This is a genomic window from Nocardioides sp. YR527 (assembly GCF_900101045.1).
Classification (GTDB): domain Bacteria; phylum Actinomycetota; class Actinomycetes; order Propionibacteriales; family Nocardioidaceae; genus Nocardioides.
Genome location: NZ_FNFN01000003.1, coordinates 571,790 through 585,673, shown reverse-complemented (window position 1 = coordinate 585,673; position 13,884 = coordinate 571,790). Strand labels below are relative to the sequence as shown.

The window sequence follows — 13,884 nt, the reverse complement described above, 5'->3', positions numbered from 1 at the left end:
ATCCACGGGTAAGACTGATCTTGGAGGCGTCATGGACTGGCACGACACGCTCGAGCGGGCGATCCCGCACCCCCCACCCGGGTCCACCGATCCTGCTGCGCTGGTGGCCGAGGGCAAGAAGGCCGTACGCCGTAGGCAGGCTCTCGCCGCCGGCGGGGCGGCCCTCATCGTCGCAGCTGTGATCGGCCTGGGGTCTGCGTATGCGCCGTGGCGCGACCGGGCGGCACCCACCCCACCGATCGCGACCCAGTCGGAGGGCGGCGAGGCACCCGACGTCTATCCGACACAGCCGCCGTTGAGCGATGCCTCCCCTCTCCGGTACGACTTCGACACGAACGAGGTCACGCTCCAGGACGGCTGGGAGGAGACCGGCCGGATCGAGCGGAAGGAGATCCGCCGACTCCTTGGACACGACTATTCGCAGCTGTTCCTCGCCGCGACCAACGGGGAGAAGACGATCTACGCGAACTTCATGAACCCGACCGAGATCGCCTACGCCGACGCGGCTCAAACCAACGGGAAGAACCTCAGCGAATGGGCCGAGGACGTGGCCGCGCACCACGTGGAGCCCAGATGGTCCGTTGGTGGGTCGATCAAGGTCGGCGACGGCTGGACGGTCACGCGCGAGATCGACAACCCGCTCGACTATGACCTGCCCTGGGACTCGGACGCAGCCGTAGCCGAGCGCGAGGGCATGGAGGTGTGGATCCTCTTCAACGGCGACCGGCCGAAGAGCGGCGGCGGCGGTGAGGGCTACGGGGTGGCGTACGCCGCTCCGGGGCAGACCATCGACGGATACCTCGCTCACGAGAAGGAGCGGTACGACCGGGAGATGGCCGCGTCGACGGGCGGCTACAGCGCGAGCATGTCCGAGGCGGTCGAGTTCGGAGACGGATCGGAGCTGGTCCCGGCCGAGGACGGCGTGGAGATCCTCGAGCAGGTCGCCGACCCTGATCTCGGTGAGAGGTTCGCCGAGGGCGCCACGCGGTCCGCGGCCGCTCGGATCACCGTCAAGGGGAAGGAACAGGTCGCCATCGCTCGCGAGAAGGATGGCCTCACCCTCGTCTACACCATCGAGGTGGCGGACGAACCTCGATCCGAGGACCGCGGCGCACGCTCCCTCGAGGAGGTGGTGGCCATCGTCAGGGCCACCGAGACAGACGAGTCCGGCGGCGGAAGGTCGTTGTTCCCGTGAGCGCGCACGATGAGGCATTCTCCGGGTTCGTCGCCGCACGACGCCCGCACCTGCTGCGTACCGCCTTTGCCTTGTGCGGCGACTGGCACCGGGCGGACGACCTGGTGCAGACGTCCCTGCTGAAGCTCTACGCCGCCTGGCGCCGGGTGGAGCCCGGGTCGGAGGAGGCGTACGTCCGGACGATCCTGGTCCGCGCCCACATCGACCAGACCCGGCGGCCGTGGTGGAAGCGGGAGCGGTCGGGCGATCTGCCCGAGCGGCCGGGCCCCGCGGTGCAGGTCGAGGAGCGCTCCGAGCTCTTCGACGCGCTCCAGGCGCTGCCGGAGATGCAGCGCAAGGTGGTCGTCCTGCGTCACTGGCTGCAGCTGTCGGTCGCCGAGACCGCGCGAGAGCTGCGGATCAGTGAAGGGACCGTGAAGAGTCACTCCTCCCGCGGCCTGACGGCGTTGCGTGCCTGCCTGGAGTCGGGGGACGCCTCCCGGGCCTAGCCGGAGAGAGCAAGAACGGTCGGGCGGGCATGCCCCTGACGCACCTAGCGTCGGGGGCATGCCCAAGGTCACGTACTTCACCGCAACCTCGCTCGACGGCTACATCGCCGATGAGAACGGCTCGCTGGAGTGGCTCTTCGAGACGCCGCACGGCGACGACGAGAGCTCCTGGGGGCGGCTGATGGCGGAGTCGGCGGCGCTGGTGATGGGCGGCACGACGTACCGCTGGATGATCGACCACGATCCGGAGATGCTGACCGGGCCGGAGAAGTGGCGGGAGTACTACGACGAGCGGCCGGTCTGGGTCTTCACGCACGCGACCGACCTGCCGGAGGTCCAGGGCACGCAGGTCCGCTTCGTCCAGGGCGACGTGAAGCCCGTCTACGACGAGATCGCGACCACCGTCGACGGCGGGATCTGGCTCGTTGGCGGTGGCGACCTGGTCGGCCAGTTCGACGATGCCGGACTGCTCGACGAGGTCGTCGCCGGGATCTGCCCGGTCACCCTCGGCGCCGGAGCGCCACTGCTGCCCCGCCGGATCACCAGCAAGAGGATGAGCGTCATCGACGTCTTGCAGACCGGCGAGCAGGTGCAGATCCGCTATCGGATCGCGAGGCCCTGAAAAGAGCCCCCGCTGCCGCCCGGCCCCGAGGCCACGCACCCTGAAAAGGGGCACATCCGGGCGACCCGGGGTTAACTTTAGCGGATCGTGTTTTCGCGGAGGACACCGGGGCGTAACCGCTTTACAACCACCCGAATTGACTATGCCCCGCCCGGCATCGCGCTGCGATGATTCAGCCCGCCACATCCCACTCATTCGAAAGCACGATCATGTCTCGTCTTCGTGCCGGCGCGCTCGCGCCTGCGCAGAAGCCCATGACGGCTGCCCTGATCCTCGGGCTCGTCATCGGCGTCTTCTCCCTCATCGGACTCACCGCCACCAAGGCCGACGCGGCAGTGCCGCCCAAGCCCACGGTCGGCACCTGCTACAACTACGGCTGGACCGCCTACGCTGGTTGGTCCCAGACCGGCAAGAAGGTCTCGTGCAGCAGCGCGCACACCGCGAAGACCATCGCACTGGGCACCCTCGTCGCCGGTACGACGCGCACCGAGGCGTCCATCACCCGCGAGGCCAGCTTCTCTCACATCTCCAAGACCTGCATCCGTGCACTCCGGGGCAAGCTGGGCAGCACCTACTCGAAGCGGAACCAGTCGGCGTACGCCTTCGCGTTCTTCGTGCCGACTGTCGAGCAGTTCAAGGCCGGCCAGCGCTGGTTCCGTTGTGACGTCGTGCTCCCGGGCAAGGACACCCTCAAGAACCTGCCGACCAACCGAGCTCGATTCCTCGAGGGCGTATCGCTCACCCAGCGGACCCGTGGCTGCCTGAGCGCGAAGTTCGCGGGGCCGTACTCGTGCCTGAGCTCGCACACCTACAAGTCGATCTCGGCCTTCAAGAAGGCGGGGACGACCTACCCGACCCAGGCCGCGTTCGAGCGGGCCGTCGGCGCCAACTGCCCGAGCCGGACCAGGGCCTACAGCACGCCGACCAGGTACGAGTGGCAGACCGGCGACCGCTGGGTCGTCTGCTACGCACGGACCACCAGCTGAACCGCTGACCGGTCTGATACGTCGATCCCCCGGGGGTGCAACCCCGGGGGATCGACGCGTTTCAGCTGCTCCGGTCAGCCGCGCCAGGCGTCCTCGGAGGACAGGTCGGCGTGCTGGACGACCCAGGAGTGCATCGCGATCGCTGCGGCCGCGGAGGCGTTGATCGACCGCGTCGAGCCGAACTGGGCGATCGAGAAGGTGCCGTCGACGCTCTCGCGAGCCTGCTCGGACAGGCCTGGGCCCTCCTGGCCGAACAGGAAACAGACCTTCCGGGGAAGCGACATCGTCTCCAGGTGGAGCGAGCCGGGCAGGTTGTCGATGCCGAGGAGGCGTACGTCCCGTTCGTGCAGGTAGGCGGCGAGCGCGGGCACGTCCGGGTGATGGTGGACGTGCTGGTAGCGGTCGGTGACCATCGCACCACGGCGGTTCCAGCGGCGGTTGCCGACGATGTGCACCTCGGCGGCGAGGAAGGCGTTGGCGGTGCGGACGATGGTGCCGATGTTGAAGTCGTGCTGCCAGTTCTCGATCGCGACGTGGAAGCCGTGGCGGCGCTGGTCGAGGTCTTTGACGATCGCTTCCAGGGACCAATATCGGTAACGGTCGACCACGTTGCGGCGGTCGCCGTTGGCCAACAGCTCAGGGTCCCAGTGCTCTCCCTCGGGCCATTCACCTTGCCACGGACCCAGGCCGACCTCCGGCTGCCCATGGGGCATCGGGTCGTACGGCGCGCGGGAATCGTCCTCGGACGGTCGTGTCTCGTTCATCGGCCGATAAGAATATTCGACAACAAGAGTTGTTACCTATGGGTACCGTAGGGACCGTGACAGGGGCGGGAACTTTTGCGCCGATGGTGGCCGGTTTGGAATGGATGAGTCCGGATTTTCTACTGGCCACGTTCGGCGAGCCGCTCTTCTGGATCAGCCTGATCATCATCTTCATCGAGTGCGGTCTCTTCTTCCCGTTCCTTCCCGGTGACAGCCTGCTGATCGCGCTCGGAATCTTCATCGCGACCGGCAAGATCGACATCTTTCCCGGGCCACCCGGCGTCGAGATCGTGATCGCGATGCTCTTCTTCGTCGTGGCGGCATTCGCCGGCAACGTGACCGGCTATGAGATCGGCCGCAAGATCGGTCCGCGGCTCTATGAACGCGACGGCCGGTTCATCAAAAAGCGGCATTTCGACCAGACCCGGGAGTTCTTCGACAAGCACGGCAACAAGGCGCTGGTGATCGGCCGGTTCATCGCCTTCGTACGCACCTATGTCACCGTCGTCGCCGGCGTCACCCACATGGACCGGCGGCGGTTCTACTTCTGGAGCCTCGTCGGCGGCGTGCTGTGGGTGCTCGCGGTGACGCTGTTCGGCTTCTTCGTCGGATCCCGCTGGCCCTGGCTGGCCGACAACATCGACTACCTGATCCTGCTGCTCTTCGCGCTCGCGTTCGCACCCGCAATGGTGGAGTGGTGGCGTCGGCGACGCACCGCGTCGAGGCTGGCCCGCGATCTCGACCAGGACGGCCACCCGGACCGCGACATCATGGGTCTGGCGGTCCGACCGCGCACCCCCGCGGACGACGAGTCCGACCGCCGGGCGGACCGCCGGGCCGACCACTAGCGCCTCAGACGCCCTTCACCGAGTCGCTCCAGGGCCTCCTCGATCACCTCGCGCTGCTTCGTGAAGGTCCACCTGACCAGGTGTCTGCCGGCGTCGGTGTCGTAGAACCCCTGGAGCGGGATGGCCACGACCCCGGCCCGCTCGGGCAGCGACCGGCAGAACTCGAGCCCGTCGGCCCAGCCGAGGTCGGTGATGTCGGAGACGGCGAAGTAGGTGCCCTCCGGGATCGTCACGTCCAGCCCGATCTCCTTCAGCCCGTCACAGAGCAGGTCGCGTCGCCCCTGCAGATCGAGGGCGAGCTCCTTGGGCCAGTGGTCGAGATGCTCGAGCGCGTACGCGGCGGCGGGCTGCAGCGGGGCACCGGAGGTGAACGTCAGCCACTGCTTGGCACCGAGCAGCGCCTGGACCAGGTGCTCGGGACCGGTCGCCCAGCCGACCTTCCAGCCGGTGAAGGAGTACGACTTGCCGATGCTCGACAGGGTCAGGGTGCGCTCGCGCATCCCTTCGAGGGTGGCGATGGGGATGTGCGGGGTCTCGTCGAAGGTGAGGTGCTCATAGACCTCGTCCGAGACCACGGTCAGGTCATGGTCCCGGGCGAAGGCGGCGACCGTCTCGAGCTCCTCGCGGGTGAGCACGGTGCCGGTCGGGTTGTGCGGGGAGTTGAGGACGAGCACCTTGGTCTTCGCCGAGGCGGCCGCCTCGAGGGCCGCGCGCGGCAGTCTCCCGCCGGGTGCTTCCGGGTCCAGGCTGAGCGTCACCGGGCGACGTACGCCGCCGGCGAACTGCACCATGGCCGGGTAGCTGTCGTAATAGGGCTCGACGAGGATCACCTCGTCCCCCGGGTCGACCAGCGCGAGGATCGCGGCCGCGATCCCCTCGGTCGCGCCGGTGGTCACCGCGACCTCGCGCGCGGGGTCGAAGGTGAGGCCGTAGTGGCGTTGCTGGTGGGCGGCGACGGCCTCGCGCAGCGCCGGGATGCCGGGGCCCGGGGCGTACTGGTTCCGTCCGCTCTCCAGCGCCTTGACGGCCTGCCGGATGATCTCGTCGGGGCCGTCGACGTCGGGGAAGCCCTGACCGAGGTTGACCGCGCCGGTGGCGACGGCCAGTGCCGACATCTCGGAGAAGATCGTCGGCGGGATGCCGTGGAGTCGTCGCGCAGTCATAAGACTTAGGCTATTGATCGTGACAACTGACGCTGCCCTCGCCGCCGACATCGACGCCACCTGCCGCCTGCACGGGGAGTTCACGCTCCGCTCGGGGCAGGTCAGCGACACCTACTTCGACAAGTACCTCTTCGAGGCCGACCCCGCGCTCCTGGACCGGGTCGCGGCGCGGATGGTCGAGCTGCTGCCCGAGGGCACCGAGCTGCTCGGCGGCCTCGAGCTCGGTGGCATCCCGATCGTGACCATGGTGTCGGCCAAGACCGGCATCCCGGCGATCTTCATCCGGAAGAAGGCGAAGGAGTACGGCACCGCCAAGCTCGCCGAGGGTCCCTCCTTCGACGGCAAGCGGGTGACGCTGATCGAGGACGTGATCACCTCCGGTGGTGCCGTACGCGACGCTGTCAACGCGCTCCGCCCGCTTGGTGCGATCGTGGACACTGTGGTGTGTGCGATCGACCGGTCGCCCGCACCCGGTGAGTCCCTGCGCGATGTCTCGCTGGAGATCCGATCCGTGCTGACCCGGGCCGAGCTCGACGCGGTCAGCGCGGCCTCCTAGGGGATTCACATCCTGGGTCGCTAGGCTTCCGCCGCCCTTCCCAACCGATTTCGAAGAGAGCCTCATGATCCTCACCGCCACGCAGCCCGAGGAGCTCACCGGCGTCGCCGGCTGGGCGGTCGACCTGATGGACAAGCTCGGACCGGTGGGTGCGGGGCTCGGCATCGCGCTGGAGAACCTCTTCCCGCCGCTGCCCTCCGAGATCATCCTGCCGCTGGCCGGCTTCACCGCCGCCCAGGGCCGGTTCACGATCGCCGAGGCGCTGATCTGGACCACCCTCGGCTCGATCGTCGGCGCGCTCGCGCTCTACCTCATCGGTGCGCTGATCGGCCGGGAGCGGGTCTACTGGATCGGCGAGAAGCTGCCGCTGGTCAAGACCTCCGACCTGGAGAAGACCGAGGCGTTCTTCGAGAAGTACGGCGCCTGGACGGTCTTCTTCGGCCGCTTCATCCCGATCTTCCGGTCGCTGATCTCAGTGCCCGCCGGGGTCACCCGGATGCCGATCTGGAAGTTCCTGCTCCTGACCACCGTCGGCTCCGCGATCTGGAACACCATCTTCGTCGTCGCCGGCTACCAGCTCGGCGACAACTGGGAGAAGGTCGAGCCGATCGTCGGCCGCTTCCAGAACATCGTCATCGTGGTCGTGGCCGTCGCCGTGGTGGCCTGGGTCGGCCTTCGCATCTACAAGATCGTCCGCGGATCCGACAACGGCGCCAAGGACGACTCGCTCGTCTCCTAGAACTGCTGGTGGGTCGGCGGTGTCATGCCCGGCACCGCCGGCGGCTGCAACGGGTCGACGGGCTTCCTCCGGGCGAACCAGTTTCCTGCCCTGCCTGCGTACAGCATCACCAGCGCGGCGATGATCAGCGCGGGGTAGAGCACCGTGAGGAGCGAGAGCAGCGCGGCGACCGAGCCGACCACGGTGAGCAGGATCCGGGCCACCTTGGAGCGGAACAGCACCATGATCCCGAGCGGGATCGCGACCAGGCTGAGCACGCCGCAGACGGCGAACCAGATCACCATCCACAGCGTCACGCCCTTGTCCGAGGACGTCGGGTCGTTGTAGTCGGCGATCCCCGTCGGCACCATGAACACCGCGATCAGCAGGGCGATCACCGACCCGACGATCGTCATCACCGACGCCGCGACCACCGTCCCGGGACGGGTGTCGGGATCGGGCTGCGGATAGTGAGGGCGGAGGTACGCAGGGGGCTGCTGCCCCATCGCGTACTGACCGTAGGCCGGGGGCGCATGGCCCCATCCCTGGGGCTGCTGCGGCTGTGTCGGCTGCGGCGCGGCGTACTGCTGGGGTGTCGCGTACGGCGTCGGGGGCGGCGGCTCCTGCCCCTCGAACGGCGGCTTGCCGCCGTAGGGGTTGTCGAAGGAGCCGAACTGATCTGACATGCCGCGGAGCCTATCCGGCCCGGGTGGCCAGCCGCTCCGTCATTACCCGCGGAACCACGCGGCGACCTCGGGTCGCAGCAGGAACGAGAAGGTCGCGACCGCGGCACCGAAGATGACCACCGCCGGTGGGAAGGCGAGGGCGAAGAGGAGCAGCGAGAGCGCCGAGATGCCGGCTGCGATCATCAGCGCGACCCGGGCCCAGGAGCTGCGGCGGATCGCGAAGACGGCGAACACGGCGGCGGCGACGCACACGAGGGCCACCAGCACGGCCATGGTCCACACCGAGGCCACGATGATGTCGGTGGTGTAGAGCTCCGCCGCCTCCCGCATCCTCGGGTCGCTCTCCGCCTGCTTGCGCACCTGCTCGAGGATCAGGTCAGGGTTGGCGGTCGCCGTCACCGCCGAGGCGAGCATCATCAGCGCGGTCAGCCCGGAGCCGATCCAGGTGAGCACCGCCGCCGCCATCACGGCGCCCGGGCGTCGCTTGGGCGCCGCCTTGGTCGTCTGGGTGACCGAGCCGGTCCACGGCGGCGGCTGCTGCTGGGAGAGCCGAGCCGGTCCGGAGGTCGAGCCGGTCGCGGTGGTCGGGGTCTCCGGCGGAGCCGGCGCGACGTACGACTCCTGGTCGGGGTCGCCGTTGTCGAGCGCCTCGCGCTTGGTCGGCGAGACGCCGTCGAACCAGTCGCGGGTGGGAGACATCCACAGGAGTACGACGGCCACGGCGGCCAGCGTGGACCAGAACCCTCCGCCGAACATCCCGGCGAAGAAGAGCGGCGCCGCGATGACCGTGAGCGCGAGCCGGGCCTGCTTGTTGCGCTGCAGCACATGCCAGCCGAGGATCACCGCGGCTGCCGCCATGGCGCCGGTGACCAGCGCCATCACGTGCATGAGGTCGAGGATGTTGTCGAGGCCGATCCCCGAGCCGGCCAGTGGCGGCTCGGCCAGCAGCTCCTCCACCCGCTCCCGGGTGTCCAGGCTGCGCAGCCCGGAGATCTGGTCCCAGGCCGTCACCACGGTGAGCAGTGAGCCGAGCACGATGAGCCACCCGGCGAGGGTGGCCTGACCGGGGCGGGGAAGCTTCGTTTCAGACATGTCGGGAATCATTTTCTCATCCCTGCCAACCCCACCCGCCGAGAGGTCGCTCCCGTCGGCCGAGAAGTCGCTCCCGTTGGCCGAGTGGGCACGCCCGTGACACCTCGGCCGACGTACGTGACGCCTCGGCCTCAGCCGTTGCGGAGGCGGTCGAACGTCTTCGGACCAGTGAGGGCGGGAAGGGCCTCGGCGATCTCCTTCGCGCACGCCGCCGGGGTCGCGGTGGTGGAGTCGACGCGGAGGTCGTACGGCTGCGAGTAGACCAGGGTCTGCGAACGGGCGAGGCCGGCGGGGCGGTCACCTCGGGCGGCCTCTCGGCGTTCGAGCTCCTCGGGCGAGCACCAGACCTCGACGAGCGTGACGTCGTAGCCGTCGAGCACCTCGAGCAGATCCTCGAGCCGCCAGGTCTCGCTGAGCGGGTAGTCCATGATCACGTCGTTGCCGACCGAGGCCAGGGCCGCGACCGTGCGGTGATAGCCGAGCCGAGTACGCCGCAGCATCTCCGCGATCCCGTCCTCGTCGAGCTCGCGGGTGTGGACCGTCGACCGCATCCCGCTGATCCCGTCGACCGGCACCAGGAACCACGGATCCTCGAGCAGCGGCAGCAGCTCCCGCCCGATGCTGCTCTTGCCCGAGCTCGACGCTCCGTTGAGCAGGATGATCCGACCGTTGCGCACGTGCCAAACCTACTGGCGAGCGCCGTGCGGGGGATCGCTGACGTCCTCCCCCAGATCGGCAAGTGCTTGTGACAGTGCACGATCCGTACTCCGTGCATTCCTACTGGTGGGGACGACGACGATCGTGTAGTCGCCGTCGGTGGCCCAAACACCGACGTAGTTGTGGCCCCGGTTGAACGCGCTCACCCAGATGTCCACAGTCCTGACCTGCAGCCGGCTCCGGTCGAGGACCAGGTCGGCCTCATCGGCGTCCTTGCCCCACACCTCCAGACGGTTCGGCAGCACAACCACCGCCGACGTCTGCAGCCACCCTGACTCCAGACGCACGAGGTTCCCGGACAGATCGTCGCTGGTCACCTCGGCGGCCTCTCCGACGATGATCGCGGCGCCGGGCGACATTGCTTCGATCTTCCGCGCGAAGCGCCGAGTCCGCCACACGATCCAGGAGTAGATCGGTGCCGCGATCGCGGCCGCGATGCCGAGTCCGTAGAAGCTGTACCTGATTTCTTCGACATCCAGGGTGGCCCCGTTCATCAGCGATCCGATGACGATGATTGCGCCCGCGATGACTGGCATCGACGCGAGCACCACCCACATCGTCTTGTCCGACGACCGCCGCTCGATCTCGCCTGACATGGCACTCCTCGGCTCGTACCTGGCCCCGATCATCCCAGCGCGGCATCGCCGGCGGAACTGAATTGCCGAGGCGTCACGTACGTCGGTCGAGTGGGCATCCGCGTGCCCACTCGACCGACCGGAGTGACGCCTCGGCCGACCGGGGTGACGCCTCGGCTACGACTTCAGGGTGAGGCCGTCGCCGTCGCGGTCGACGGTGACCTGGCCGCCGTCGGAGACCTCGCCGCCGATGAGCTTCCGGGCGAGAGGGTCGCCGATGGCGGACTGGATGAGGCGGCGGAGGGGCCGGGCGCCGTACGCCGGGTCGTAGCCGGTCTCGGCCAGCCACTCCCGAGCCTCAGGGGTGACGGAGATCGAGATGCGGCGGGCGGCGAGGCGCTTCTCGAGCAGGCCGAGCTGGATGTCGACGATCTTGGTGAGGTCGGCCAGCGTGAGGGCGTCAAACATGACGACCTCGTCGAGGCGGTTGAGGAACTCGGGCTTGAACGACGCCCGGACCACGGCCATGACCGACTCGTGCTTCTCGTGCTCGTCCATGACCGGGTCGACCAGGAAGGCCGAACCGAGGTTGGAGGTGAGGATGAGGAGGGTGTTGCGGAAATCGACCGTGCGACCCTGACCGTCGGTCAGCCGCCCGTCGTCGAGCACCTGCAGCAGGATGTCGAAGACCTCGGGGTGAGCCTTCTCGACCTCGTCGAGCAGCACCACCGAGTAGGGGCGGCGGCGCACCGCCTCGGTCAGCTGACCACCCTCGTCGTAGCCGACGTAGCCCGGAGGAGCACCGACCAGCCGGGCGACCGAGTGCTTCTCGGAGTATTCGGACATGTCGATGCGTACGATCGCGCGCTCGTCGTCGAAGAGGAAGTCGGCCAGCGACTTCGCGAGCTCGGTCTTACCGGTGCCGGTCGGGCCCAGGAAGAGGAACGTGCCGGTGGGGCGGTTGGGGTCGGCGATCCCGGCGCGCGAGCGGCGCACCGCGTCGGCGACCGCGGTGACGGCGGACTTCTGCCCGATCAGCCGTCGACCGATCTCGGTCTCCATCTCGAGCAGCTTGGCCTGCTCGCCCTGGAGCATCTTGCCGGTCGGGATGCCTGTCCAGGCCTCGACGACCTCGGCGATCTGCTGGGCAGCGACCTCCTCACCGACCAGCCGGTCGGTGACCTCGTCCTCGGCCTCGGCGGCCTCGGCGATCTGCCGCTCGAGCTCGGGGATGCGACCGTAGAGGATCTCCGAGGCCTCCCCCAGCGAACCCTCGCGCTGGAGCCGTTCGGCCTCGCTGCGCAGCGCGTCGAGCTGCTTGCGCAGGGCACCTTCGCCCTCGAGAGAGGCCTTCTCCTGCTCCCAGCGTGCCTCCAGCCCGCGCAGCTCCTCCTCCTTGTCGGCGAGCTCCTTGCGCAGCGCCGCGTGGCGCTCGAGCGAGGCGTCGTCGGACTCCTTGGAGAGCGCGAACTCCTCCATCTTCAGCCGGTCGACGGCGCGCCGGAGCTGGTCGATCTCCTCGGGGGACGACTCGATCTCCATCCGCAGCCGGGAGGCCGCCTCGTCGATGAGGTCGATCGCCTTGTCGGGCAGCTGCCGCCCGGTGATGTAGCGGTCGGACAGGGTCGCGGCGGCCACCAGAGCGGCATCGGTGATGCGGACACCGTGGTGGGCCTCGTACTTCTCCTGGATGCCGCGCAGGATCTGCACGGTGTCCTCGACCGACGGCTCGCCGACGAAGACCTGCTGGAAGCGACGCTCCAGGGCCGGGTCCTTCTCGATGCGCTCGCGGTATTCGTCGAGGGTGGTCGCACCGATCATGTGCAGCTCACCGCGCGCGAGCATCGGCTTGAGCATGTTGCTGGCGTCCATCGCCGAGTCGCCGCCGGCGCCCGCGCCGACGACGGTGTGCAGCTCGTCGATGAAGGTGATGACCTGGCCCTCGGCGGCCTTGATCTCCTCCAGGACGGCCTTGAGCCGCTCCTCGAACTGGCCGCGGTACTGCGCCCCGGCGACCATCGCCGCCAGGTCGAGCGAGAGGACGCGGCGACCCTTCAGCGAGTCGGGTACGTCACCGGCGATGATCCGCTGGGCGAGCCCTTCGACGACGGCCGTCTTGCCGACGCCGGGCTCGCCGATGAGCACCGGGTTGTTCTTCGTACGCCGCGAGAGCACCTGGATGACGCGGCGGATCTCGGAGTCACGGCCGATGACCGGGTCGAGCTTGCCGCGCTCGGCGGCCTCGGTGAGGTCCTGGGAGTACTTCTCGAGCGCCTCGTAGGAGTCCTCGGCGTCTTGCGAGGTCACCCGGCGGTTGCCGCGGACCGCCTTCAGCGTCTCGCGCAGCCCCTTCTCGGTGAGCCCGGCGCCCTTGAGCACCTTCTGCGCCGACGACTCGACCGTGGCCAGCGAGATCAGCAGATGCTCGGTGGCGGCGTAGTCGTCCTTCAGGGACGTGGCCAGCGTGATCGCGCCGGCCAGGACACGGGTCAGCCCACCCGAGGCAGCGGGCTGCTGCACCGTGGACCCGCTGGCGCGCGGGAGCCCGGCGAGGTCGGCGGCCGCCGCTCGCGACAGCTCCTCGGCGTCCACACCGGACTTGGTGACCATCGACGTCGCGGTGCCCTCGTCCTGCTGCAGCAGCGCGATGAGCAGGTGGATCGGCTCGGTCGAGGTGTTGCCCGCCGTCGTGGCGGACAGCTGCGCGGCCTCGATCGCCTCGCGGGCCTTGGTGGTGAACTTGTCTGCCGAAAACTGGCTCATCTGTCTCTGCTCTCCTCCTGGGGACGCACCTGAGTCTGCCGCGAGTGCCTCTCACCCGCATCTATCTCAACACAACCAAAGTTGAGTCTGTTCCACTCAACTTTGACATCTATATATTGCAGCGGCCGCCCAAGCCGATCGGGCACACTCCTCCCGTGGACTCCCGAGGCTCGGTACGCGAGCAGCTCGCCGCGCGGCAGCGCGAGGTCCTCGACGACCTGCTGGCAGGACGTACGCCGCCGGGGTTCGACGCCGCCCAGACGACCGCGACGACCCGGGTGCTGCACCACAAGCGCTCCTCGGCCGCACACCACGCCGCCCCCGAGCTCGACCTGCTCCCGGACTGGCGCGCCCGCTTCCATGCCTGGGCCGCGCAGCACCCGCAGCAGGGCTGCGCCCACGATGACGTACGCGACTTCCTGACCACCATCGGAGCCGACTGGCTCCGCCTGCACGAGGTCTACGAGGGCCGGCGCCGTGTGGCGATCACCGGCATCGCCGGGCGCCGGGTGCTCACCGTCGGGCTCGGCTCACAGATCTGGCACCTCAGACGCCGCACCTGGAAACGGAGCCCCACGTGGAAAACCTGATCGTCATCGTCATCCTCGGCCTGATCATCCTCGGATGCGTCCAAGCCGCCATCACGGGCAGCCGAGGCAATCGCCGACGAGGTCGCCGCAGGCGCAACGGCAGCAGCTGTAGCTCGAGCTC

Annotated in this window: 15 protein-coding genes; 8 read left to right on the top strand and 7 right to left on the bottom strand. The window is 68.7% G+C overall.

Annotated elements, in window-relative coordinates; genetic code table 11:
- Nucleotides 1-31: 31 nt before the first annotated feature.
- From BLT25_RS11340 to BLT25_RS11325, 4 genes are all read left to right on the top strand, one after another.
- A complete protein-coding gene (locus BLT25_RS11340) occupies nucleotides 32-1,195 on the top strand; it encodes a hypothetical protein (RefSeq protein WP_091045631.1) in 1,164 nt (387 codons plus the stop codon).
- Complete coding sequence (locus BLT25_RS11335; protein ID WP_091045628.1) at nucleotides 1,192-1,683, top strand: SigE family RNA polymerase sigma factor; 492 nt, start codon at nucleotides 1,192-1,194, stop codon at nucleotides 1,681-1,683. Before BLT25_RS11340 ends, BLT25_RS11335 begins: the two co-directional genes overlap by 4 nt.
- A gap of 58 nt (nucleotides 1,684-1,741) precedes the next feature.
- Complete coding sequence (locus BLT25_RS11330) at nucleotides 1,742-2,305, top strand: dihydrofolate reductase family protein (RefSeq protein WP_091045625.1); 564 nt, start codon at nucleotides 1,742-1,744, stop codon at nucleotides 2,303-2,305.
- 209 nt (nucleotides 2,306-2,514) lie between these two features.
- A complete protein-coding gene (locus BLT25_RS11325; protein ID WP_176883800.1) occupies nucleotides 2,515-3,291 on the top strand; it encodes a septum formation family protein in 777 nt (258 codons plus the stop codon).
- 74 nt (nucleotides 3,292-3,365) lie between these two features.
- On the opposite strand, the gene BLT25_RS11320 is transcribed toward BLT25_RS11325, so the two are convergent.
- Nucleotides 3,366-4,055: a TrmH family RNA methyltransferase gene (locus BLT25_RS11320; RefSeq protein ID WP_218131306.1), complete on the bottom strand. Its 690-nt coding sequence runs from the start codon at nucleotides 4,053-4,055 to the stop codon at nucleotides 3,366-3,368.
- Between the two features lie 104 nt (nucleotides 4,056-4,159).
- On the opposite strand from BLT25_RS11320, the gene BLT25_RS11315 reads away from it, so the two are divergent.
- Nucleotides 4,160-4,903, top strand: coding sequence for a DedA family protein (locus tag BLT25_RS11315; protein WP_256328551.1), 744 nt, complete (start codon nucleotides 4,160-4,162; stop codon nucleotides 4,901-4,903).
- On the opposite strand, the gene BLT25_RS11310 is transcribed toward BLT25_RS11315, so the two are convergent.
- Nucleotides 4,900-6,066: an aminotransferase class I/II-fold pyridoxal phosphate-dependent enzyme gene (locus BLT25_RS11310; RefSeq protein WP_091045619.1), complete on the bottom strand. Its 1,167-nt coding sequence runs from the start codon at nucleotides 6,064-6,066 to the stop codon at nucleotides 4,900-4,902. The two genes, BLT25_RS11315 and BLT25_RS11310, sit on opposite strands and share 4 nt — an antisense overlap.
- A gap of 19 nt (nucleotides 6,067-6,085) precedes the next feature.
- Between BLT25_RS11310 and pyrE the strand changes: the two genes are divergently transcribed.
- Nucleotides 6,086-6,622 (top strand): orotate phosphoribosyltransferase, encoded by a 537-nt coding sequence (pyrE, locus tag BLT25_RS11305; protein WP_091046265.1) that lies wholly within the window; start codon nucleotides 6,086-6,088, stop codon nucleotides 6,620-6,622.
- A 64-nt stretch (nucleotides 6,623-6,686) separates the two neighbouring features.
- Nucleotides 6,687-7,361 carry a DedA family protein gene (locus BLT25_RS11300; protein ID WP_091045617.1) on the top strand — a complete coding sequence of 225 codons (675 nt, stop codon included), beginning with the start codon at nucleotides 6,687-6,689 and terminating at the stop codon, nucleotides 7,359-7,361.
- On the opposite strand, the gene BLT25_RS11295 is transcribed toward BLT25_RS11300, so the two are convergent.
- The 5 genes from BLT25_RS11295 to clpB form a co-directional block, all read right to left on the bottom strand.
- Nucleotides 7,358-8,026, bottom strand: coding sequence for a hypothetical protein (locus BLT25_RS11295; RefSeq protein ID WP_091045615.1), 669 nt, complete (start codon nucleotides 8,024-8,026; stop codon nucleotides 7,358-7,360). The genes BLT25_RS11300 and BLT25_RS11295 overlap by 4 nt on opposite strands.
- 42 nt (nucleotides 8,027-8,068) lie before the next feature.
- Nucleotides 8,069-9,118, bottom strand: a complete 1,050-nt coding sequence (locus BLT25_RS11290; protein ID WP_091045613.1) for a hypothetical protein — start codon at nucleotides 9,116-9,118, stop codon at nucleotides 8,069-8,071.
- A gap of 131 nt (nucleotides 9,119-9,249) precedes the next feature.
- On the bottom strand, nucleotides 9,250-9,795 hold the full coding sequence (locus BLT25_RS11285; protein WP_091045610.1) for a chloramphenicol phosphotransferase CPT family protein: 546 nt from the start codon (nucleotides 9,793-9,795) through the stop codon (nucleotides 9,250-9,252).
- 9 nt (nucleotides 9,796-9,804) lie between these two features.
- Nucleotides 9,805-10,392 carry a hypothetical protein gene (locus BLT25_RS11280; RefSeq protein ID WP_143033719.1) on the bottom strand — a complete coding sequence of 196 codons (588 nt, stop codon included), beginning with the start codon at nucleotides 10,390-10,392 and terminating at the stop codon, nucleotides 9,805-9,807.
- Between the two features lie 195 nt (nucleotides 10,393-10,587).
- Nucleotides 10,588-13,173, bottom strand: coding sequence for an ATP-dependent chaperone ClpB (gene clpB / locus BLT25_RS11275; RefSeq protein WP_091045606.1), 2,586 nt, complete (start codon nucleotides 13,171-13,173; stop codon nucleotides 10,588-10,590).
- A gap of 155 nt (nucleotides 13,174-13,328) precedes the next feature.
- Here clpB and BLT25_RS11270 point away from each other — a divergent pair, with 155 nt between their 5' ends.
- Entirely contained in the window at nucleotides 13,329-13,763 is a 435-nt protein-coding gene (locus BLT25_RS11270; RefSeq protein ID WP_091045603.1) for an SCO6045 C-terminal-like domain-containing protein, read from the top strand.
- Nucleotides 13,764-13,884: the final 121 nt, after the last annotated feature.

Bases quoted from the DNA above. Each gene is read 5' to 3' on its own strand.
- BLT25_RS11280 (WP_143033719.1), bottom strand. From the start codon at position 10,392: ATGTGGGTGGTGCTCGCGTCGATGCCAGTCATCGCGGGCGCAATCATC.
- BLT25_RS11300 (WP_091045617.1), top strand. From the start codon at position 6,687: ATGATCCTCACCGCCACGCAGCCCGAGGAGCTCACCGGCGTCGCCGGC.
- BLT25_RS11290 (WP_091045613.1), bottom strand. From the start codon at position 9,118: ATGTCTGAAACGAAGCTTCCCCGCCCCGGTCAGGCCACCCTCGCCGGG.
- BLT25_RS11310 (WP_091045619.1), bottom strand. From the start codon at position 6,066: ATGACTGCGCGACGACTCCACGGCATCCCGCCGACGATCTTCTCCGAG.
- BLT25_RS11330 (WP_091045625.1), top strand. From the start codon at position 1,742: ATGCCCAAGGTCACGTACTTCACCGCAACCTCGCTCGACGGCTACATC.
- BLT25_RS11325 (WP_176883800.1), top strand. From the start codon at position 2,515: ATGTCTCGTCTTCGTGCCGGCGCGCTCGCGCCTGCGCAGAAGCCCATG.
- BLT25_RS11320 (WP_218131306.1), bottom strand. From the start codon at position 4,055: ATGAACGAGACACGACCGTCCGAGGACGATTCCCGCGCGCCGTACGAC.
- BLT25_RS11340 (WP_091045631.1), top strand. From the start codon at position 32: ATGGACTGGCACGACACGCTCGAGCGGGCGATCCCGCACCCCCCACCC.
- BLT25_RS11295 (WP_091045615.1), bottom strand. From the start codon at position 8,026: ATGTCAGATCAGTTCGGCTCCTTCGACAACCCCTACGGCGGCAAGCCG.
- BLT25_RS11315 (WP_256328551.1), top strand. From the start codon at position 4,160: ATGAGTCCGGATTTTCTACTGGCCACGTTCGGCGAGCCGCTCTTCTGG.
- clpB (WP_091045606.1), bottom strand. From the start codon at position 13,173: ATGAGCCAGTTTTCGGCAGACAAGTTCACCACCAAGGCCCGCGAGGCG.